18 protein-coding genes and 1 pseudogene are annotated in these 20,692 nt (G+C 37.7%); 10 read left to right on the top strand and 9 right to left on the bottom strand.

What is annotated here, in order from left to right; translation table 11 throughout:
- Nucleotides 1-6: 6 nt before the first annotated feature.
- A pseudogene (locus UXI14_RS00095) lies at nt 7-93 on the top strand (type II toxin-antitoxin system RelE/ParE family toxin); the annotation flags it as partial.
- A gap of 1 nt (nt 94) precedes the next feature.
- Nucleotides 95-238 carry a hypothetical protein gene (locus UXI14_RS00090; RefSeq protein WP_277899091.1) on the top strand — a complete coding sequence of 48 codons (144 nt, stop codon included), beginning with the start codon at nt 95-97 and terminating at the stop codon, nt 236-238.
- Between the two features lie 83 nt (nt 239-321).
- Here the strand turns inward: UXI14_RS00090 and UXI14_RS00085 are convergent, their stop codons facing one another.
- Both UXI14_RS00085 and UXI14_RS00080 read right to left on the bottom strand, forming a co-directional pair.
- Nucleotides 322-1,203: a sugar phosphate isomerase/epimerase gene (locus UXI14_RS00085; RefSeq protein WP_335964242.1), complete on the bottom strand. Its 882-nt coding sequence runs from the start codon at nt 1,201-1,203 to the stop codon at nt 322-324.
- A gap of 210 nt (nt 1,204-1,413) precedes the next feature.
- Nucleotides 1,414-3,585 (bottom strand): DNA mismatch repair protein MutS, encoded by a 2,172-nt coding sequence (locus tag UXI14_RS00080; protein ID WP_335964241.1) that lies wholly within the window; start codon nt 3,583-3,585, stop codon nt 1,414-1,416.
- A gap of 239 nt (nt 3,586-3,824) precedes the next feature.
- On the opposite strand from UXI14_RS00080, the gene ung reads away from it, so the two are divergent.
- Entirely contained in the window at nt 3,825-4,490 is a 666-nt protein-coding gene (gene ung / locus UXI14_RS00075) for a uracil-DNA glycosylase (RefSeq protein WP_335964240.1), read from the top strand.
- On the opposite strand, the gene UXI14_RS00070 is transcribed toward ung, so the two are convergent.
- The 6 genes from UXI14_RS00070 to UXI14_RS00045 all read right to left on the bottom strand — a co-directional run bounded on the left by UXI14_RS00070 (nt 4,477) and on the right by UXI14_RS00045 (nt 9,674).
- A complete protein-coding gene (locus UXI14_RS00070; RefSeq protein ID WP_277899095.1) occupies nt 4,477-5,328 on the bottom strand; it encodes a substrate-binding domain-containing protein in 852 nt (283 codons plus the stop codon). The genes ung and UXI14_RS00070 overlap by 14 nt on opposite strands.
- Nucleotides 5,328-6,236 carry a hypothetical protein gene (locus UXI14_RS00065; RefSeq protein ID WP_277899096.1) on the bottom strand — a complete coding sequence of 303 codons (909 nt, stop codon included), beginning with the start codon at nt 6,234-6,236 and terminating at the stop codon, nt 5,328-5,330. Before UXI14_RS00065 ends, UXI14_RS00070 begins: the two co-directional genes overlap by 1 nt.
- Nucleotides 6,237-6,249: 13 nt before the next feature.
- Nucleotides 6,250-7,131, bottom strand: a complete 882-nt coding sequence (locus UXI14_RS00060) for a nucleoside phosphorylase (RefSeq protein ID WP_335964239.1) — start codon at nt 7,129-7,131, stop codon at nt 6,250-6,252.
- A 1-nt stretch (nt 7,132) separates the two neighbouring features.
- Nucleotides 7,133-8,065, bottom strand: coding sequence for a DUF1835 domain-containing protein (locus tag UXI14_RS00055; protein WP_335964238.1), 933 nt, complete (start codon nt 8,063-8,065; stop codon nt 7,133-7,135).
- A 97-nt stretch (nt 8,066-8,162) separates the two neighbouring features.
- Entirely contained in the window at nt 8,163-8,492 is a 330-nt protein-coding gene (locus UXI14_RS00050; protein ID WP_277899099.1) for a translation initiation factor, read from the bottom strand.
- Between the two features lie 231 nt (nt 8,493-8,723).
- On the bottom strand, nt 8,724-9,674 hold the full coding sequence (locus UXI14_RS00045; RefSeq protein ID WP_277899100.1) for a 2-oxoglutarate and iron-dependent oxygenase domain-containing protein: 951 nt from the start codon (nt 9,672-9,674) through the stop codon (nt 8,724-8,726).
- Between the two features lie 150 nt (nt 9,675-9,824).
- Here UXI14_RS00045 and UXI14_RS00040 point away from each other — a divergent pair, with 150 nt between their 5' ends.
- The 6 genes from UXI14_RS00040 to UXI14_RS00015 all read left to right on the top strand — a co-directional run bounded on the left by UXI14_RS00040 (nt 9,825) and on the right by UXI14_RS00015 (nt 16,860).
- Complete coding sequence (locus tag UXI14_RS00040) at nt 9,825-11,831, top strand: dehydrogenase E1 component subunit alpha/beta (RefSeq protein ID WP_335964237.1); 2,007 nt, start codon at nt 9,825-9,827, stop codon at nt 11,829-11,831.
- A gap of 106 nt (nt 11,832-11,937) precedes the next feature.
- Nucleotides 11,938-12,432, top strand: a complete 495-nt coding sequence (locus UXI14_RS00035) for a lipocalin family protein (protein ID WP_277899102.1) — start codon at nt 11,938-11,940, stop codon at nt 12,430-12,432.
- Nucleotides 12,433-12,452: 20 nt separating this feature from the next.
- Nucleotides 12,453-13,139 carry an OmpA family protein gene (locus UXI14_RS00030; protein WP_277899103.1) on the top strand — a complete coding sequence of 229 codons (687 nt, stop codon included), beginning with the start codon at nt 12,453-12,455 and terminating at the stop codon, nt 13,137-13,139.
- A 94-nt stretch (nt 13,140-13,233) separates the two neighbouring features.
- On the top strand, nt 13,234-14,085 hold the full coding sequence (locus UXI14_RS00025; protein ID WP_335964236.1) for a dienelactone hydrolase family protein: 852 nt from the start codon (nt 13,234-13,236) through the stop codon (nt 14,083-14,085).
- A 186-nt stretch (nt 14,086-14,271) separates the two neighbouring features.
- A complete protein-coding gene (locus tag UXI14_RS00020) occupies nt 14,272-16,242 on the top strand; it encodes an aconitate hydratase (RefSeq protein WP_277899105.1) in 1,971 nt (656 codons plus the stop codon).
- 12 nt (nt 16,243-16,254) lie between these two features.
- The gene (locus tag UXI14_RS00015; protein WP_277899106.1) at nt 16,255-16,860 is read left to right on the top strand and encodes a nitroreductase family protein; all 606 of its coding nucleotides are present in this window, start codon (nt 16,255-16,257) and stop codon (nt 16,858-16,860) included.
- Between the two features lie 222 nt (nt 16,861-17,082).
- Here UXI14_RS00015 and UXI14_RS00010 read toward each other — a convergent pair whose 3' ends face one another.
- Nucleotides 17,083-18,498 (bottom strand): thioredoxin-like domain-containing protein, encoded by a 1,416-nt coding sequence (locus UXI14_RS00010; protein ID WP_277899107.1) that lies wholly within the window; start codon nt 18,496-18,498, stop codon nt 17,083-17,085.
- A gap of 551 nt (nt 18,499-19,049) precedes the next feature.
- Between UXI14_RS00010 and UXI14_RS00005 the strand changes: the two genes are divergently transcribed.
- Complete coding sequence (locus tag UXI14_RS00005) at nt 19,050-20,672, top strand: ATP-binding cassette domain-containing protein (protein WP_277899108.1); 1,623 nt, start codon at nt 19,050-19,052, stop codon at nt 20,670-20,672.
- Nucleotides 20,673-20,692 lie beyond the last annotated feature (20 nt).

Raw genomic sequence — 20,692 nt, 5'->3', positions numbered from 1 at the left:
TGTTTTGTAAAGAAAACTCAAAAGACACCAAAAAGAGAAATCAAACTTGCTGAGAAATTAAAAAAAGAATATTTAAAAGAAAAAAATAGTTGATATGAATAGTTTAACAAATTTTGAAGATATCCTTATTGAAAAATACGGAAAGAAAGGAACTGAAATGCGTGACAAATATGATGCCGATTCTCTTGCTTTCCGGCTTGGGATCATGCTCAAAGGAGTACGAAAAGAAGGTGTCTAAAATATCTTTTTCAACACTAAATATTAGTGAGATAAAGATATTTTAGACACCTTCTTAATATTTAAATGAGTTTGAAACGATTTTTATTCAAATCCAAACTCTTTAAGTCCGTTATGGCTTATTTTAATGGCTTCCAACGGAGTATGGTAAAAAGTTTGATCCTGCTCTACCAGGTAATATTCCATTCCGGAAAGTTCTTTTTTGGCCAGGATTTTACCAAAATCGATGGTGCCTTCCCCAACGGGGGCAAATTTACCGTCTTTGCTCATGTCCTTAACATGCCATAGTTTAAACCTTCCCGGATATTTTTCAAAATATTTTACGGGATCGGCCCCGGCTTTTGTTACCCAAAAAATATCCATTTGAAAATTCACGTATTCCGGATCGGTATTTTCCAAAAAGTACTCAATGGGAACAATTCCGTTTTCATTATTTTTATATTCAAAATCGTGATTATGGTACAATAGTTGCAAACCGGCTTCCTTACATTTTTTGCCTACGGTAGTTAAGAAGTTAACCATAAAATCCAAATCTGGATCCATGCCCATTGTTTTTGTCTCGGCATTGTATTTAAAATGCCCCATTGGCGGAACAGGGATTACAAAATAGGTAAACCCAGCAGCTTTAACATCGGCAATTTCTTGGTCGATATTATCCAAAGTAGCGCTTCCCTGATGTGTGCTTATGGGGGTTAAACCTTTTTCAGCTAATAAATTTTTAAAGGCCTCAGGCGTCATATTATAGAATTTACCGTTGTTGTACCCGGCAGCTTCCACATATTTGTAACCTGCATTTGCGACAGAGTCTAAAGTTACTTCTGTGTTTTTTCCCATATCGTCTCTTACGGTATACAGTGCAAGGCCGCCAAATTTGTCTTGAAACGCATTGTTTCCACAAGCAGATAATAGAATGAACGAGAAGGCCATAAACGTTTTTATGGCACGTTTTAAGTGTGTAAATTTCATAGTGATGCGTAAATAGTTAGTAATTTATAACTATCAAATGTAGAAAAATTGGATAGGATTTTTAGCATTTTTTTATAATAATTGGTATTCATTTAAGTTTTTGCACAAAAATCAATACTTCAATCAAAAAAATGAAATTGCCCAGCAAAGGTTTCCACACCAAGTTTTATTTAAGTCAGAGTATAACTTCTTGGAATTAATAGAATGTGGTTACTTCTTTTTGGCTTCTACCAATTCTAGTTGGTCCAAACTTACACTGGTGGTAAATATGCCATAATTTACAATGGCCTTGTTTTTTTCAATGGAATCGATGCTGCCAACCGATTTACTGTCGGTTAACCGTACACGGTCGCCAATTTTTAATACAGGTTTTGGTTTTTCGGGCTGTTTGCTTTTTTCGGTTTTCTCCTTTTTCTTTTTCTGGCGGATAATTTTCACTTCTTTTTGCACTTCGGCTTCGATTTCTTTTTTCTTGGCACGTGCTGCTTTTTTCTTTGCGGCCGATTCCTTTTTGCGCTTGGAATTTTCAGTTTCAACAATCCGGAGGAATTCTGAGATTAACGGGCGCCTTTTTTTGTCGATAAAATAAGTTTCTGCAATATCGTTGACCTTATTTCCCAAATAAATCATCCGTTGATTATGGTCGTACAACTGCTGGTAACTTTCCAATTTTGTTTTTAGCCTTGTATTAAGTTCTTCCATACGTTTTGCTCCGTCCCGTGCTTTTACTTCCTCCTCTTTTAACTGCGAAGAAGTTTTTTCCATCTTGCTACGTTGTTTTTGCAGTTTGGCAATGGTGGCATCAAAGCGTACTTTTCCGCGTTCAATTTTCTTTTTTGCACGGTTAATAAGGCTGTAGGGAATACCGTTTTTTTGTGCAACCTCAAAAGTAAAGGAGCTTCCGGCCTCGCCCAATACCAGCTTAAATACGGGTTCCAGCGTGCGGCTATCAAATCGCATATTTGCGTTAATGGCATGAGGTAACTCGTTTGCCAACATTTTAAGATTTGCATAATGCGTTGTAATGATGCCAAAGGCTTCCCGCTCATAAAAAACCTCCAAAAAAGTTTCAGCTAGGGCTCCACCAAGTTCGGGATCGCTTCCGGTACCAAATTCATCAATTAAGAATAAGGTCTCGCTATTGCATTTCCGAAGGAAAAAATTCATGTTTTTTAAACGGTAACTATATGTGCTCAAATGGTTTTCTATGGACTGGTTATCGCCAATATCGGTAAGGACTCTGTCGAAAAGGCACATTTCGCTCCGTTCGTGTACCGGGACGAGCATACCACTTTGTAGCATTACCTGCAATAAGCCAACTGTTTTGAGCGTAATACTTTTACCACCTGCATTGGGACCGCTTATAACGATAATCCTGTTTTCCTGATGCAATTCTATGGTCTGTGGATATGTTTTTTCCCCTTTGGCTTTGTTGGTTAAATATAAAAGCGGATGGTAGGCATCTATAATGTTAAAACGCTTATCGTTATTTATTTTTGGCAATAGGCCGCCCATTTTATTGGCATATTTTGCCTTGGCCGAAACCGTGTCTATTAATGTTAAAAATAGCTGATAATCAATTAGTAGGGGTTTGTAGGGCCTTAAAAAATTGGTAAGTTCTTTTAATATTTTTTGAACTTCTTCTTTCTCTTCGTATTCCAGGTTGTTCAGTTCGCGGTTGTATTCTTTTGTGGCTTCAGGCTCAATGTATACAATACTCCCGGTCTTGGAATTTCCCATAATGCCACCTTTTACACGTTTTCGGTACATGGCTTTTACGGCCAGCACCCGGCGGTTGTCTATAACCGTTTCCCGTATGTCGTCTAGCAATCCGGCCGAGGAATATGTGCTTAAGGCACCTGCAAAACTTTGATTGATTTTTGCACGGACCGATCCCATTTCCTTTCGTATTTTGTACAGGGCATCAGATGCATCGTCTTTAATTTCTCCAAAGCGGTCTATTACTTCATCTATTTTTTGAATAATCTCCTTTGTATATTCAATCTCTTGTGCCTTTTCGTGCAAGGTTGGATAATATTCATGAAATTTTTTGTAAAAAAGAATGTGGCTGTTTGTAGTGGCCGACATGGAAGCAATTTTTCTAAATCCTTCTATTTCCACAAGGGTATTTTCGATTCCCAATAGTTGGATTTCTTTTGAAATGGGTTCGAAATAATGATTAGGAATGGTGTTTTCATTATCAAAAGAGGCCAGATATTCGTTCGTCAAGGCCAATGAAGCCAATAAGTCGCCTTTTTTTCTGTACGGAGTTATTTTCAAGGCGCTTTCTTTTCCTATTTCCGTACTGCATAAAGCCGATACTTGTTGGAGTACTTTAGAAAATTCCAGGTCCTGTAAAGTTTTTTCGTGTATTTTATTCATAATTAATCCTAACCGATACTTAAAGCAGGCAAATTTACATACTAATTTGGAGTTATAATAATCGAACTCAGGTTATAAAGCTATCGGGTTATGAAGTTGTTAAGTTATAGGAAGGAATGGTGAAAAAGTTTAAAAAGTCAATTAAATTTTATCTATAATAGTGCTGCTAAACATTTCTGATAGAAGAAGTAAGTTGAAAAAATGTAAACTACTATATTTACATTTAAAAACGGATGCACATGAATGTCGAAATTGCCGAAAGCTGGAAAGCACAACTGCAAAATGAATTTGAAAAGCCTTATTTTGAACAGCTTGCAGCTTTTGTAAAGCAAGAGTATACCGCACACACGTGCTATCCTCCCGGGAAACAGGTGTTTGCTGCTTTTGATTATTGCCCCTTTGATGAAGTAAAAGTGGTTATAATAGGGCAGGACCCTTACCATGGGCCGAATCAGGCAAACGGGCTGTGTTTTTCCGTAAACGATGGCATTGCACACCCGCCATCGCTTATAAATATTTTTAAGGAACAAGAAAACGATGTTGGCAAGGCGTATCCAAAAAGTGGGAACCTTGAGCCTTGGGCAAAACAAGGGGTCTTGTTGCTAAATGCAACATTAACGGTAAGGGCGCATCAGGCCGGGAGCCACCAGAAAAAAGGTTGGGAAACATTTACAGATGCCGTTATTAAAACCATTTCGAACAATAAGCAAGGGGTTGTTTTTTTGCTTTGGGGCGGCTATGCCAAACAAAAAACAAGGTTAATAGATACCAACAAACATTATGTGCTAACATCGGGGCATCCATCGCCGTTAAGTGCCAATAGGGGTTATTGGTTTGGCAACAATCATTTTAGCAAATGCAATACTATTTTACTGGACAGCAAAAAGGAGCCTATAATTTGGTAACGATTTCTGAATAGGGAACCGATTTTTCAATAATATTGAGCTTTACCAGCTGTTCTTGGATATTTTTAACCGTTATGGGCGCTATGTTTTCTTGGCTCCACCGTGTAATGGAAAGCCATTCCTGAATGTCCTGAACCTTTTGCTTGTATCTATTTGCAAGCATTCTATCAATGCTCGGGATATCCTTAAAATCGGAAGTATAAACATTTATAACTTCCAGAACATGCTTAACAATTGCCGGGCTTTTTTTAAGTACTTCGTCTCTTACGGCAATAACAAAACATGGCCATGGGGTGGGGCAATCGCTTATTCGTCTAAAAATGCCTTTGTCTACAATTGGTTTTGTGGTAAAATGTTCCCACATAAAATAATCGGCGGTCCCGTTGGTCAGTGCATCGATTGCACCTTGTAGGTTGTTTATGACCTCAAATTGCAAATCATTGTAACTCCAACCGTTATTGTCGGCGTTTATGTAAGCCATTAAGTGGCTGCCGCTACCATATCTGGAAATGGCCGCTTTTTTGCCTTTTAAGTCTTCAAGAGTATTGTGTACAGATGTCTTGCCAACATGAATGCCCCAATATAATGGCGACTGAACAAAAACCTGCACTATTTTGGACGGGTTTCCGGCCACGATATCCTTTACGATTCCCTCGGTTAAAATCACGGCAATATCTGTTTTGCCTTCACGGAGCATTGTACACATTTTCCCCGTTCCTTCCGGGACATCTGTCCACTGTAAATCTATTCCCCGTTCTTCAAAAGCGCCTTCTTCAATGGCCAAATGCCACGGTAGGTTAAAATGTTCTGGTACCCCGACAATTTGTATATTTTTCATTATAAACCATTTAAATAATTATGTTTACTGCTAATTCTTTTATAAAATAACTGAAAGTCACTTTCATTATTTCTTGTTTTTCCTGCAATAATACTATCATTTTTTATAATTCCATTCATAAACTCCATACTCTTAATTGCTGGGTTTTTAATTGCAATTCTCAAAGTGTCATTATTTTGATAATATGACCCATAATAAATAGAATCTTCGATTGAAAAAACAGCTGCATTATATTGCTCTAAAAAAAGCATGGGTTTTATCCCCACCTTTCCTTTTTTAAAATAGATTGTGGAATCATTTATTTTTATACTTTTTACTTCGTAAGCTCCTGCAATTTTATTACTTGTTTGGGGACTTGTGTAATTGTACCAAAAGATGAAATAGACAGAAGTAAGCGTTATTATGATAATGTATGGGAGCCACAATTTAATTGTAGCTGTTTTGTTCTTGTTTGTTTGATAAATTTTCCCTTCGTTTTGTATAAAAAACTTGTATAAATCCGGAACATAATGGCTTAAGAATGCCATTGTTATAAGAAGGTCCATAACTGCATGCCATTGGGCAAAGTAGATATTAAATCCAAAACTTAATATGGCTACGTTTAAACAAACCGTAAAACATAGTAATAAAGCTACTAACCTTGTTTTTTTTGATACAATAAGTATTCCTATTAACAATTCGGAAATCGCGATGAATAGATTATAACTATACGATCTTCCAAAAAATGACCACATATGTTGATGTCCAGAAAGTTCAGCTAAAGGCGTATAAGAGTCTACATAAGGTATAGTAAATTGTAACCGTAAAATTTTTGCTATTGCAAATACAATCATCTTTACCGATAAATAGTAAATAGCTGTATATTTTATAATTTTAACAGCACTATTGATAAATCTATTAAATTTCATGCATTTGCTATAATTATTGTATTGATGCTATTTTGTCCAGGGTGTATTGTATAAGCTTTTCGGTAGCGGCTTCCGGGTTTTTAGAAAAAGTTCCTTTGGCACGGTTGGCCAAGATACAGTTCATGGAAACGGCTTTATGCCCCAACAATTTGGAAAGCCCATAAATTCCGGCAGTTTCCATTTCCAGATTGGTAATTTTTAACCCTTTAAATTTAAATGCAGCAAGCTTATTGTTTAGGCTCGGGTCTTGGGTATCTAGGCGCAGCTTACGCGATTGCGGCCCATAAAAACCAACATTGGTAGCCGTAAAGCCAAGTTGAACTTTCTTTGAAAGCAATTTTTTTCCCAGTCCCTCGTCGTACTTTACAACATAGGGAACCGATTTGTCCTTGTTCCAGTTTGTTTGTTTAATAATTTCTTGCTGAATTTCTTGTTGCTGAACATGCCTGCTTTTGTAAAAATGCAAAAGGCTATCAAAACCAACGGCATATTCGCTCATGAGAAAAGTGTCTACTTGAATTTCCGGTTGAATGCTTCCGGTTGTTCCAATACGGACAATATCGAGCGACCGGAGTTTCTGTTTAACAGTTTTGGTTTTAAAGTCTATGTTGACCAAGGCATCCAGTTCGTTCAAAACAATATCAATGTTATCGGTGCCTATTCCCGTGGAAATAACCGTAATGCGCTTTTTGCCAATGTATCCAGTGTGGGTAACAAATTCGCGTTTTTGCTTTTTTATTTCAATACGGTCAAAATGTTTAGACACGTGCGCAACCCGGTCCGGATCGCCTACGGTAATAATGGTAGGCGAAATGTCTTCTGGTAAAATGTTTAAATGATAAATACTGCCGTCTGCGTTCAGTATCAATTCAGAATCAGCAATACTATTACCCATTTTATAATTTTAGCAATTGTGAAGAATCATCTAAAAATAAAAAAGAATATTTTGGTGTACCTCCTAAATATTCTTTTTCGTTGCGTATGTTTGGATAATAATTTTCTATTTTTTCGGCTACTTTGACTCCAGTTTTTGTAAGTTTTGCAGGGTTAAAAGATCTAAACAATGGTCTTAAGCTATTGGCCATTTTGGTAAATTGCATATCTCCAAAACCATATAAACCCTGATCTTTTAGCATTTCTACGACCAACTGATCTTTCGATTCGGGTTTTTGCTGTATTGTTTTTTGAAGCATTTTGTTTTCCAATTCGTTTAAGCCGTTCTTTAAGCTTGGGAACCTGTGTAAATGTGCTTCAATGGCTTTTGATAAATAGGAAAGCTGACTTTGGTTTTGTTTTATTGCATTTTGAAGTCTTATCGGGTTGTTCTCGCAATACAATTGCCATATATAGTCCCCGTACTCAATATCGTCTTTGGAGAGCAGGACTTTGTTTTCGTAGAGTTTTTTTAATTGTTCTTTTGAAAGTTCGGCAAGGCCGTATAATTTTTCTGAATTATCCTGATTTCCCGAGCAAGCAAGAAAAATATCGGCATCGGGCCGGTTTTTCTTTAGCCAGCTTAAAACGGCAATCATGTTTACCTGGCAAAATAAATCGTATTCAAACCAGAGTACAATTTCTTCTTGGCTTTTTTGATTGCATAAATTTCTATATTCTTTTAGGGTACGGTTTATAAAGGTATCCTTACTTATTTTGTATGCCCTGTTTAAAAACTCGTATCGTTGGCGCCAAAAAGACTCACTACCAACTTCGTTAATAGTTTTTCCTTCGCACAGCATCTCGCGCCAAGTTATAATATCACCTGAAATATCCAGCTTCTTTAATATGGAAGTAAAGCTGTCTCCGTTTGTAATATGAAGTGTTTTAGCCATTTAATTAATAGATTTGGAAGGTAAATGTATTAATTATCATACAAAATGCAATACCAAAGCATGTTAAATCGATGCAAATGCATTTCGGTACAATTTATTAACCACCGACCCTTTTTACCTTAAATCCTTTTTCTTTTAGCATTTCCATGATTTTATCACGAAAATCACCCTGAATAATAATTTTATCATCTTTAAAAGAGCCTCCAACGCTCAATTTTGTTTTGAGCTCCTTTGCCAATGTTTTAAAATCTTCTGTGGCCCCGGTATAACCGTCTATTATGGTTATTGGTTTGCCTTTTCTTTTTTCATACTTACAAAGTAGGGGAGCTTCCTGCATCCAAATGCTATTTTCAGTCCCTTCATCGTGGTTTTCTTCTTGAAAATCATGCTCTGGAAATAGATTCTTCAATTGATCTTGTAAGTCCATGTTTATTTTGTATTCCTTTTTATTGTTACGCTATAAAAGCGTAATCGTTGTTTATTTTATTGCCGAAAAATTATAATTAAGAGTTAAAAAAGGTTTGTGCCACGTCCATAACTCTTTTTATTGGCACCGCCAAAGGGTATAATACCCCGAGGCTTGCCTCGAAATTAAAAATTTGTTTCCTACCAATGCCTAGTGTGCTTGCACCGAGGTAGTTTACTATGAATTTTCACGTTATACTTTTATCAACCCTAATTCTATAAGCCGTTCATGTAAAAATTCGCCAGCGGTTATATCTTCATACAATTTCGGGTGTTCGTTATCTACACAGTTATCGAGTACGTCCAATGGCATATCGCTAATGGGGTGCATAAAGAAAGGTACCGAATACCTTGAAGTGCCCCAAAGCTCTTTTGGCGGGTTTATAACTTGGTGTATGGTAGATTTTAATTTATTATTGGTATGCCTTGATAGCATATCCCCAACATTGATCATTAATTCATCGGGTTCTGCAATAGCATCGATCCATTCCCCTTCGTGGTTTTGCACCTGTAGTCCGCGTCCTTGGGCGCCCATTAGCAGCGTAATCAAATTAATATCGCCATGCGCTGCGGCCCTTACGGCATTTTTTGGCTCTGTAATAATGGGCGGGTAATGAATAGGCCGCAAAATGGAGTTCCCGTTTTTTATGTACTTGTCAAAATAAGTTTCTTCAAGGTCCAAATGCAACGCCAATGCCCTTAAAACATATTTGGCGGTTTTTTCCAGTTGCTTATAGGTTTCTTTTCCCACTTCGTTAAATTTGGGGAGTTCCTTAACTGCAACGTTGGGAGGGTATTCTTTTTCCAGCTTTGGGTTGTCTTCCACATATTGCCCAAAATGCCAAAATTCTTTTAGATCGCCTTCTTTTCTGCCTTTTGCGTGTTCTTTCCCAAAAGAAGTATAGCCGCGTTGTCCTCCAATGCCTTCAATTTCGTACTGGTCTTTTATTTCCTGCGGAAGATTGAAGAATTTTTTTATTTCGCTATATAAATCGTCTATCAATTCATCTGATAAGAAGTGTCCCTTTAAAGCAACAAAACCAATATCTTCATAGGCTTTTCCTATTTCATCAATAAATTTTTGCTTGCGGGCTGGGTCGTCCGAAAGGAAATCTTTCAAATCTACGCTGGGTACTTTATTCATCTTTGTAAAATTTTAGTGGCCAGAGCCTAACACATATAACAAATGTAGCGATTTATAGTACTATTCCACAATTTCAAATAAGAAGTATTTCAAAAAAGAATAAACAAAAGCTAAAATTATTTTTTCTACATTTGAGTCAAACGCCAAGTTATGATCTCAAAACCATCTATTTCATATCCATTTGATTACGACAACCGTTTTATAAGTAACCAAATACTTTTGGAGCTGTACAAAAACATGCTCAAGTCCAGGATGATAGAAGAAAAAATGCTGATTCTTTTACGGCAGGGAAAAGTCTCCAAATGGTTTAGCGGGATTGGGCAGGAAGCCATTTCTGTAGGTGTAACAATGGCGTTGGCCAACGATGAATATATATTGCCCATGCACCGTAATTTGGGGGTATTTACCACAAGGCAAATACCTTTGCACCGTTTGTTCGCGCAATGGCAGGGAAAAGCCGGGGGGTTTACCAAAGGAAGGGACCGAAGCTTTCATTTTGGCACACAGGATTATAAAATAATCGGGATGATCTCTCATTTGGGCCCGCAACTGGGCGTTGCCGATGGTATTGCCCTTGCCCATAAAATAAGGAATGAAAAAAAGGTTACAGCCGTTTTTACCGGGGAGGGCGGCACCAGTGAAGGCGATTTCCATGAGGCCATGAACGTTGCGTCTGTATGGTCGTTGCCGGTTTTATTTTGCGTAGAAAATAACGGTTATGGGCTTTCTACCCCAATTGCCGAGCAATTTAATTGCAAGCATATAGCCCATAAAGGTAAAGGTTATGGCATGGAAGCACATATTATTGAAGGAAATAATATATTGGAGGTCTACAACCGCGTATCGGAAATTACTGCCGGTATGCGCGAAAACCCACGTCCGGTTTTACTGGAATTTAAAACATTTAGGATACGCGGGCATGAGGAGGCAAGTGGCACAAAATATGTTCCCGATGCATTGATGGAAACCTGGAAAGAAAAAGATCCCATTAGCAATTATACCCGTTTTTTACACGATGAAGCCATTTTGTTGGATGAAGTTGAAGAAAGGTACAGAAACGAAATCCAGGCAGAAATAGATGAAAATTTGCAAATTGCCTACGCTGAAAACGATATTGCATGCAATGAAAATGAAGAACTAAACGATGTTTATAAAGATTACGCATACAAGGAAGTTAAAAGTGAAGACGATATAATCGAGGCCCGTTTTGTAGATGCTGTTTCATTAGGTTTGAGGCAGGCCATGGAAAAGCACGGGAATCTTGTTTTTATGGGGCAGGACATTGCCGAATATGGAGGGGTCTTTAAAGTTTCTGAAGGGTTTGTGGACCAATTTGGAAAAGACCGCGTACGGAATACGCCCATATGCGAATCGGCCATTATTTCCACAGGCATGGGACTTTCCATAAACGGGATGAAAGCAGTAATAGAGATGCAGTTTGCCGATTTTGTTTCAAGTGGTTTCAATCCCATTGTAAATTATTTGGCAAAGTCGCATTACCGTTGGGGGCAATCTGCCGATGTTGTCGTGAGGATGCCCTGTGGGGCTGGAGTGGGGGCCGGACCGTTCCACTCGCAAACCAATGAAGCCTGGTTTACAAAAACACCGGGCTTAAAAGTAGTGTATCCGGCATTTCCATACGATGCCAAGGGGCTTTTGGCATCTGCTATAGAAGATCCCAATCCCGTATTATTTTTTGAGCACAAAGCATTATACAGAAGCATTACCCAGGAAATACCCAAAAATTATTACAATTTGCCTTTGGGCAAAGCCTCTTTGTTAAAGCAGGGGCAAGATGTAAGTATTATCACTTATGGGGCAGGCGTGCATTGGGCACTGGAATTTTTAAACCTAAACGAAAACATTTCAGCCGACTTAATCGATTTGAGAACACTTTCTCCATTGGATACAGAAGCGATATTCACTTCAATAAAAAAAACAGGGAAAGCATTGATATTACAGGAAGATACATTGTTTGGCGGTGTTGCCAGCGATATTTCCGCATTACTTATGGAAAATTGTTTCGAGTATTTGGATGCGCCTGTGCAACGGGTGGCAAGTTTAGATACGCCCATACCTTTTGCCAAGTCTTTAGAATCTAATTTTTTAGCGAAATCAAGGTTTGAGAAAATGTTAATAAATTTGTTGGCATATTGATAGAATTTATGTTTAAAAAAATGTTAATTTAACAAGCGAATACTTTAATTAAAGCGCGTTTTTATTACCTTAGATGGAAGATATTTTAACTATAAACTAAACAATCATGAAAAGTAAAGTATATATTGTTATGCTTTTTTCTTCAATAATTATGGCCTCTTGCGGCTTAAGTAAGGAGAATAGAGATTCCAGAAAATCCTTAGACGGTACTTGGCAACTTACCCATATAGATTATCAAAACAATCAGGGTTATTTTAAATCGGTTTTGTTCAACGATGTATCTTCAAAATGTTTTGAAGGGAGCGAATGGTTTTTTCGTTCCAACAACAGCACGGGGTATTACAATATCCAAAAACCGGGCGAGTGTGCTCCCGGACAGCGGAACATACGTTGGTCTATCCAAGACGATGCCAGTGGTAACCCGAGTAAATTTCAATTTAAGTTTATCGACGAAAAGAAAAACGATATAGGTGGGGGGTACGGCTATGTGTTTAATATCAACTCTTTATCTGCACAGCAAATGGTAATTAGTACCAATGCCAATGTAGAGGGGGAAATGGTAACCGTAGTATATACCTACAACAAAATATCATCACTTTAAAATAAAACTAAATTAACATTATGAAAAAAATATTGTATAAAAGCAGCCTTGTATTAACTTCGTTGTTGATGCTTGCAAGTTGTGAAGCTATTAAAAATTCTAACAACACCCAGCGTGGAACGGCCATTGGTGCTGGTTCTGGAGCAGTTATTGGAGGTGTTATCGGGAATAACGTTGGCGACGGGAACAATTCGGTTTTAGGCGCAATTATTGGTGCAGCCGTTGGTGGCGCCGTAGGGAACAGGATTGGAAACAAAATGGACAGAAACGCCGAAGCCATTGAAGAGGCAATTCCAGGAGCAGAAGTAACCAGGATCGGGGAAGGGATTAATGTTACCTTTGACGAAAACAGCGGTGTGAAATTTGCTCTGAACTCGGCCGATATTTCTGCTGAAGGTCAAGAAACGCTCGGTAAAATGGCCGAAGTATTTGTAGAGTACGATGAAACTAATATTTTAATTGAAGGACATACAGATAGTTCAGGATCTGATGCTTACAACATGACGCTTTCAGAAAAACGTGCAAAATCCGTAAGGGACTTTTTGGCATCGCATGGAGTTGCTTCTTCGCGGATGACAACCAAATGGTACGGAGAAACACAACCAAAATACGATAACAATACCGAAGAAGGACGTGTAAAAAACAGACGTGTGGAATTGGGTATTGTTGCGAGCGACGAAATGATACAGGAAGCAAAATCTGAATAAAATAATATTTTATTAAATTTAGAGTCCGATTGAAAAATCGGACTCTTTTTGTTTGTAAATCAATACGTTCTTAATCAACTAAAAACCAAAAAATATGTTCAGCAAGAAATATAGATTTTTATCAATTTTACTGATTGCCTTGATTTTAACAGGATGTAAATCAGATAAAAAAGAAAAGGACCCCATAGATGAAAAAACGGTAGAAAAACCCGTTGAGGATATTAAAATAAAAGGCAGTGAAATTACCTATAGAGCAGATACCACGACTCTAAAAGGATATATTGCCTATAATGAAAACCTTAAGGGCAAACGCCCAGGGGTTTTAGTGGTGCACGAGTGGTGGGGGCATAACGATTATAGCCGAATGCGAGCCGATATGCTTGCAAAACTGGGCTATGTAGCCTTGGCGGTAGATATGTACGGAGATGGAAAACAGGCAAAACACCCGGATGATGCCGGCAAGTTTTCGGGAATGGTAATGAACAACATAGAAGTGGGCAAGGCCAGGTTTGATGCTGCCATGAAGGCCCTAAAGGAAAACCCTCATGTAGATGCCAGTAAAATTGCGGCCATAGGATATTGTTTTGGTGGTAGCGTGGTGCTCACCATGGCAAATATGGGCGAAGACTTGGATGCCGTTGCCGCTTTTCATAGCGGGGTGAAATTACCGGTGATGCCAACAAAAGACATAAAAGCCAAAATTTTGGTATGCAATGGTGCCGACGACCCGTTTATACCGGAAGAATCTGTAATTGATTACACAAATGCTTTAGATAGTTTGAACGTGGATTACGAATATATTGTTTATGAAGATGCCGTTCATGCCTTTACAAGTGAAGAAGCCGATTCTTTGGGCGAAAAATTCAATCTTCCTTTGGCATACAATCAAGAAGCTGACGAAAAATCTTGGGCGGAACTTAAAAAACTCCTTGCCGAAGTTTTTTAGGGGCATACTTCAATTTTTTATAAAATAATAATAAGAAAACCGATTGACTTAGGTTCAATCGGTTTTTGTTTTTTTAAGAGAATGTTAAACAATCTTTAAACCGTGTTAAAGTACTTTAAAATAAGCCTTTAGATGTAAAATCTATTGTACCTTAAAGCATAACAAACTCAAAAAAAGAACAACAAAATGAACAAGCCACTAAACGTAGCGCAAAAACTAATTAAAACGCATCTTTTAGAGGGGGAAATGACCCCCGGAAAGGAAATTGGCCTGAAAATAGACCAAGCCCTTTTGCAGGATGCTACCGGAACATTGGTACAATTAGAGCTAGAAGCAATGGGGCTTGACAGTGCCAAGACGGAAGTTGCCGTTCAATATGTGGACCATAATTTATTACAAACAGATTTTAAAAATGCCGACGACCATGTTTTTTTGCATTCAGCAGCACAAAAATTTGGCTTGTGGTATAGCCGACCGGGAAACGGTGTAAGCCACCCCGTTCATATGGAACGCTTCGGGAAGCCAGGAAAAACGCTCGTCGGTTCAGATAGCCATACCCCAGCAGCCGGGTCGTTGGGAATGTTGGCCATTGGTACCGGGGGGCTCGATGTGGCCGCAGCAATTGCCGGTCAGCCATATTTTGTGAAAATGCCACAGGTTATGGGCGTAAAACTTACAGGAAAACTTCCTGATTGGGTAAGTGCAAAAGACATTATTTTGGAAATGTTACGTCGTTATGACGTAAAAGGCGGGGTAGGAAAAATAATTGAATATTACGGCGATGGTCTAAAGCACCTAAGCGCCATGGACAGGCATGTTATTGCCAATATGGGAGCAGAATTGGGCGCAACAACCACTGTTTTTCCTAGTGATGAGGAGACCCGACGGTTTTTAAAATCGCAGCACAGGGAAGAAGATTGGACAGAACTAAAAGCAGACAATGGTTGCAATTACGATTTGGAAGATGAAATTATTTTGGATGAACTCATTCCGCTTATAGCACTTCCAACGAGTCCGGGCAATGTTGTCCCGGTAAGGGAAGTAGAAGGGAAAAGCATTAGCCAGGTAGTAATTGGTTCATCGGCCAATCCCGGTTTACGGGATTTTTGGATTGCCGGAGCCATTGTAAAAGATAAATCTGTTAATCCCGATGTATCTTTCGACATCAATCCAACTTCACGTCAGATTATCCAAAACATGATTGAAAACCGGGCTTTTGCCAATTTAATAAAAGCAGGAGCCAGATTTCATCAATCAGGATGTATGGGCTGTATAGGAATGGGCCAGGCACCGGCAAGCGGGACCATAAGTTTGCGTACCATGCCAAGAAACTTCCCGGACCGTTCTGGAACAAAAGACGACCAAGTACATTTATGCAGTCCGGAAACAGCCGCCGCATCTGCATTAACGGGAAAGATTACAGATCCGCGGGATCTGGAAAAGCTTTTCAATTTAAAATATCCCAAGTATGAAGCCCCGGAAATTGATATTATAAATACCGATATGTTGGTAGCGCCTTCCAAAAATACGGAAGAGTTAAGCTTAAAAAAAGGTCCGAATATTAAAACACTGCCACATATAGATGTGTTAAAAGACTCGTATGAAGTTCCAGTTTTGTTAAAAATGAAGGATAATATTTCTACCGACGAAATTTTGAAGGCCGGTGCAGAGGTACTTCCGTTCAGGAGCAATATCCCGGAGATAAGCAAATTTTCGTACACGGTTATTGATGAAACTTTTTACGATAGGGCAATGGAAGCCAAAAATCAATATGGTGGACATGTAGTTGTTGCCGGTGAAAATTATGCACAGGGAAGTAGCCGGGAACATGCGGCCATTGCTCCAAAATATTTAGGACAAGTAGCGGTAATTGCCAAAAGCTATGCGCGTATTGCTTGGCAGAATTTGGTAAATTTTGGTATACTTCCTTTAGAATTTACTAACCCTTCTGATTATGAGAAAATCCATCAAGGGGCAATTTTAAGGCTTGAAGGCCTAAGAGACGATGTAAAGAACGGAAACCCTATCAAGGTACATATATCATATAAAAACAAAGAAATTGCCATAGAAGCCATGCATAGTCTAAGCGTTAGACAGGTTAATTTAATTCTTAAAGGTGGAATTATAAATGATTTTAAAGAAAAACTAGCATCTTAATAAATAATAGTTATGACAGGATTAGAACAATTACAATTGGATAAAATAGCAAAAACCGATCATGAAATATACGCACTTTTAAAGCAACGTTGGAGTCCGCGTATGTTTAAGGACGATAAAATTCCCGAAAAAGAAATAAAACAACTTTTTGAAGCAGCAAGATGGGCTGCCAGTTCGTCCAATCTTCAACCGTGGCGTTTTATTTATGCTGAAAAGGGAACCGATGCTTACGATAAAATAGTAGCTTGCTTAAGCAACTTTAATAAAAGCTGGGTGATTAATGCACCTATACTTATAATAACAGCTTATAAGGAAAAAAGGGAAGATGGGGAGGTTAATTTTCATGCGCTCCACGATCTTGGCCTCGCTGTTGGGAATATGAGCGTGCAGGCACAATATATGAATATAGGCATACACCAAATGGCAGGCATTGATTGGGAAAAAGCCCAAAAAACATTTAAAATACCAAAAGGGTACCATGTAGCCACGGCTATAGCCGCAGGATATTACGGAGGGGATTTCGAAAAATTAAACGAAGATTTGCTCGATATGGAAAAAAGTGAAAGGGAGCGTATTCCCCAAAAGGACTTTGCTTATAAGGATGCTTGGAAAGAATAAAATACTACGGAACATTAAAAAAGCACCAAAAACTTAAAATAATGTCATCTTGAGCCCTATCCGATTATATTGTTCAGGTAAGTTGTTGAAGTATTATATTGAAAACCGGAGGTTTGAAAATTTTAACAACCCGATTGAATAGATTTTTCGGATAGGGCTGTATTTGACAGAAAAGAATCACTTTTAGATTTCTTGTGAAAATGTCATTAAAAGCAAGTTTTTTTATTTTTTCATGCTTTCAGAAAGGCTTATTTCCAGTCGTTTACTGTGGTAGATATCTCCAAAACCTTCAATAATTTTTCCATTTTTGTCAACGATAATTATCTTGTTCAGGCTCTTTATCACCAAGGTGGCCAATAATTCTTCAATATTATCTGTTTGATACTGACTTAAAGTATCGTCCAATTTAGAAATGGAAGCTAGGCTCTGTTGCCATTCCTTGCGGTTTTCGTTCACATTAATACCAATGTAATTATAGTTTGGATAATCTCTTTTCAACCTTGCTATACGCATTAACACATTTGTCTGATGGTTTCTTTGATGCAGGTTCCAAAAATAAAAAACAGTATTCTTTGAATACGAGGTAGAGTCGATTGTAACTTTTTCCCCTTTCAAGTTAATGAGATGGATGGGGGGCAGTGTAAGCCCTTTTTGAAGCTGTTGTACGTTATTGTAAAAAGTAGTGATTTCCTTTTGATGTTGGTTGTCTGGCGCATATTTACTGAAAGAATCAAGAAACCTTTGGTTATAGTTGGCGGTATGGTCTCCGAGAAGATAAGAATACGCCACATTTCTTGTTAGATTGTCCCGTATGGTTTTATTTTTTGTAATAGCACTGTCTATAAGTCGTAATTTATGTGTGCTGTAATGCAAAGACCTTTGAATTTTAACCAAATCCCCGTTACATTGATTTTTACAATAGTTATAAGACAAATTATTAAAATGGGTTACCAGGTAATTAAAATAAGGCCGGTAATAGGTTAATAAGGTATCATTGTAGTCTACTTGCCTTCTAAACTGGTAAAAATTTTTGGGAAGTTCAGATACTTCATGGAGTCCGTTCCTTCTTTTGTTTATAAACGGGTATTCTTCCATATCGGTAAAATACCTATAATTAATAGCCCCTTGAGTAATGTGTAATGCTACGGGCGATAATATGTTTTCCTGGTTAATATCGTTTAGCAGTTCCTGCTTCATGCTCCTAAGCGAATCTATTTTTTTTACAAATTCATCAGGATCCAATTCACTAAACTTGTTTACGGCTTTTTCTTCGTCCTCATAAATAAGGAACATATCAATCAAAAAATTGTTTTTACTGGCACCAATGCCAGAATAGACCAAAGATTCATCAAAATCCAAGGTGTTAAGCCGCATTAAAAGGCTATCGCCCTTTTCAAGTATTATGTATTGATATTCATTATGGTCAAAATGATAAAGCCCGTCATGTATATCGTCAACTTCAAAAAAGAACCGGTTGTTCTGGTCTATTTTAGAAGAATCTATAACAGCATTATTGTAGTATAGATAGACAAAATCATTGTTAGGGTTTACAATTTCCCCTGCAAAATAAGCCTTCGAGGGAGATTTTGTACAACTATAGGAAAGGGCGATAATTAACGTTAAGTAAAAGTACTTCATATAACGATATGATGTTTTCAAGCATCAGTTCCAACAAATCTATAAAAGCCACTTCTAGTTTAATGTTAAGGGGAAGTTAAATAAGAGCATTTAACGTTTATTGATTGTATGTAGGTCATATTTCTTTCTCCTTTGGAGCGGTCGTAACTGTCTCTTTTGGCAGTCCCGATAACCATCGGGACAGGTGAGGTAAATACAAAATTTCAAGAAACTTTTATTGCCATTTTAAGGCAGTAAATAGAAATGAAATAATTGGTCATAATCCTATACGTTACCTCTTAAAAAAATAAAAATGGGTTTGTATGTATGAATCCAAAATCCTTAATAGCAACCTTTACGGTGTACAATGGAGCGAATCCGAACATCAAGAAAACAGACGAAGTGAATTTATTATAGAAGAAGTAAGTAATGATTAATATATTTTTTTAACGTTGGGAGGAGGAACTAGAAATAGTTCCTCTTTCTTTTTTAAATGAGTTCTTTAAATAGATACTGGATAACATGTTATAATTTGTTACTTTTGCACCCGTAATTTGTAAAAGAAAAAATGAATGTTATCAGTTTCTAATTTATCTGTTCAATTTGGCAAAAGAATCTTATTTGATGAAGTGAACGTTACCTTTACTCAAGGGAATTGTTATGGAATTATTGGAGCCAATGGAGCAGGAAAATCAACATTTTTAAAAATATTATCGGGTGTTCAAGAGCCAACCAGTGGGCATGTGCATTTGGAACCGGGAAAACGTATGTCTGTTTTAGAGCAGGATCACTATGCCTATGATGAATATCCAGTTCTGGAGACCGTACTCCGTGGAAATAAGCCTCTTTTTACTGTTAAAAAGGAAATGGATGAATTATATGCGGATTATTCTGATGAAAATGCGGACAGGATAGGAGAGTTACAAGTTGAATTTGAAGAAATGAACGGGTGGAATGCCGATAGCGATGCTGCGGCTTTACTATCAAACCTTGGCATAACGGAAGATTTACATTATACTTTAATGGGCGACCTCGATGGTAAGCAAAAAGTAAGGGTGTTGTTGGCACAGGCATTATTTGGTAACCCAGATGTATTGATTATGGATGAGCCTACCAACGACTTAGATTTTGAAACTATTTCTTGGTTGGAGAATTTTTTGGCAAATTACGATAATACAGTAATCGTGGTTTCTCATGACAGACACTTTTTAGATTCGGTTTGTACCAGTATTGCAGATATTGATTTTGGAAAAATAAATTTATATAGCGGTAACTATACTTTTTGGTACGAAAGTAGCCAATTGGCAGCTAGACAACGGGCGCAACAAAATAAAAAGGCAGAAGATAAAGCAAAAGAATTGCAAGAGTTTATACAGCGGTTTAGTGCAAACGTTGCTAAAAGTAAGCAGGCCACTTCCAGGAAAAAAATGCTGGAAAAATTAAAAATAGACGATATAAAACCTTCCAGCAGGCGTTATCCCGCCATTATTTTTGAGCGTGAACGCGAAGCTGGAGACCAAATATTAAACGTAGAAGGCCTGTCGGCTAGTATTGATGGGGATATTTTATTTAAAAAGGTAGATATTAACCTTGCAAAAGGGGATAAGGTTGCCGTAATTTCTAAGGACTCTAGGGCAACAACAGCTTTTTATGAAATTATAAACGAAAATTTAAAACCAGACTCGGGTAAGTTTCAATGGGGAATTACCACAACGCAAGCATATCTTCCGGTTGATAATTCAGGTTTTTTTGATAACGACCTAACTTTGGTCGATTGGTTGCGCCAATGGGCAAAAACCGAAGAAGAAAGAGAAGAAGTATATGTTCGTGGCTTTTTGGGCAAAATGCTTTTTAGTGGAGAAGAAGCCTTAAAAACAGGGCGTGTACTATCTGGAGGTGAAAAAGTACGTTGCATGCTAAGTAGGATGATGATGCTACGCGGAAATGTACTAATGCTCGATGAACCCACAAACCATTTGGACCTGGAAAGTATTACGGCTTTTAATAATTCGTTGAAAAAATTCCCTGGAACCATTATGCTTACAACTCACGACCATGAGTTTGCACAAACCGTTGCCAATAGGGTAATAGAATTAACCCCAAATGGTGCTATCGATCGATATTTATCATTTGATGATTATATGAATGATGCTTCAATAAAGGAACAGCGTAAAAAAATGTACGAAAAAATATAATTTCCATATAAATCTAATAT

This window comes from Galbibacter sp. PAP.153 (assembly GCF_037029175.1).
Lineage (GTDB): Bacteria > Bacteroidota > Bacteroidia > Flavobacteriales > Flavobacteriaceae > Galbibacter > Galbibacter pacificus.
Note: the sequence above shows the minus strand (reverse complement) of the source record. Positions and strands in the feature narration are given on the sequence as shown.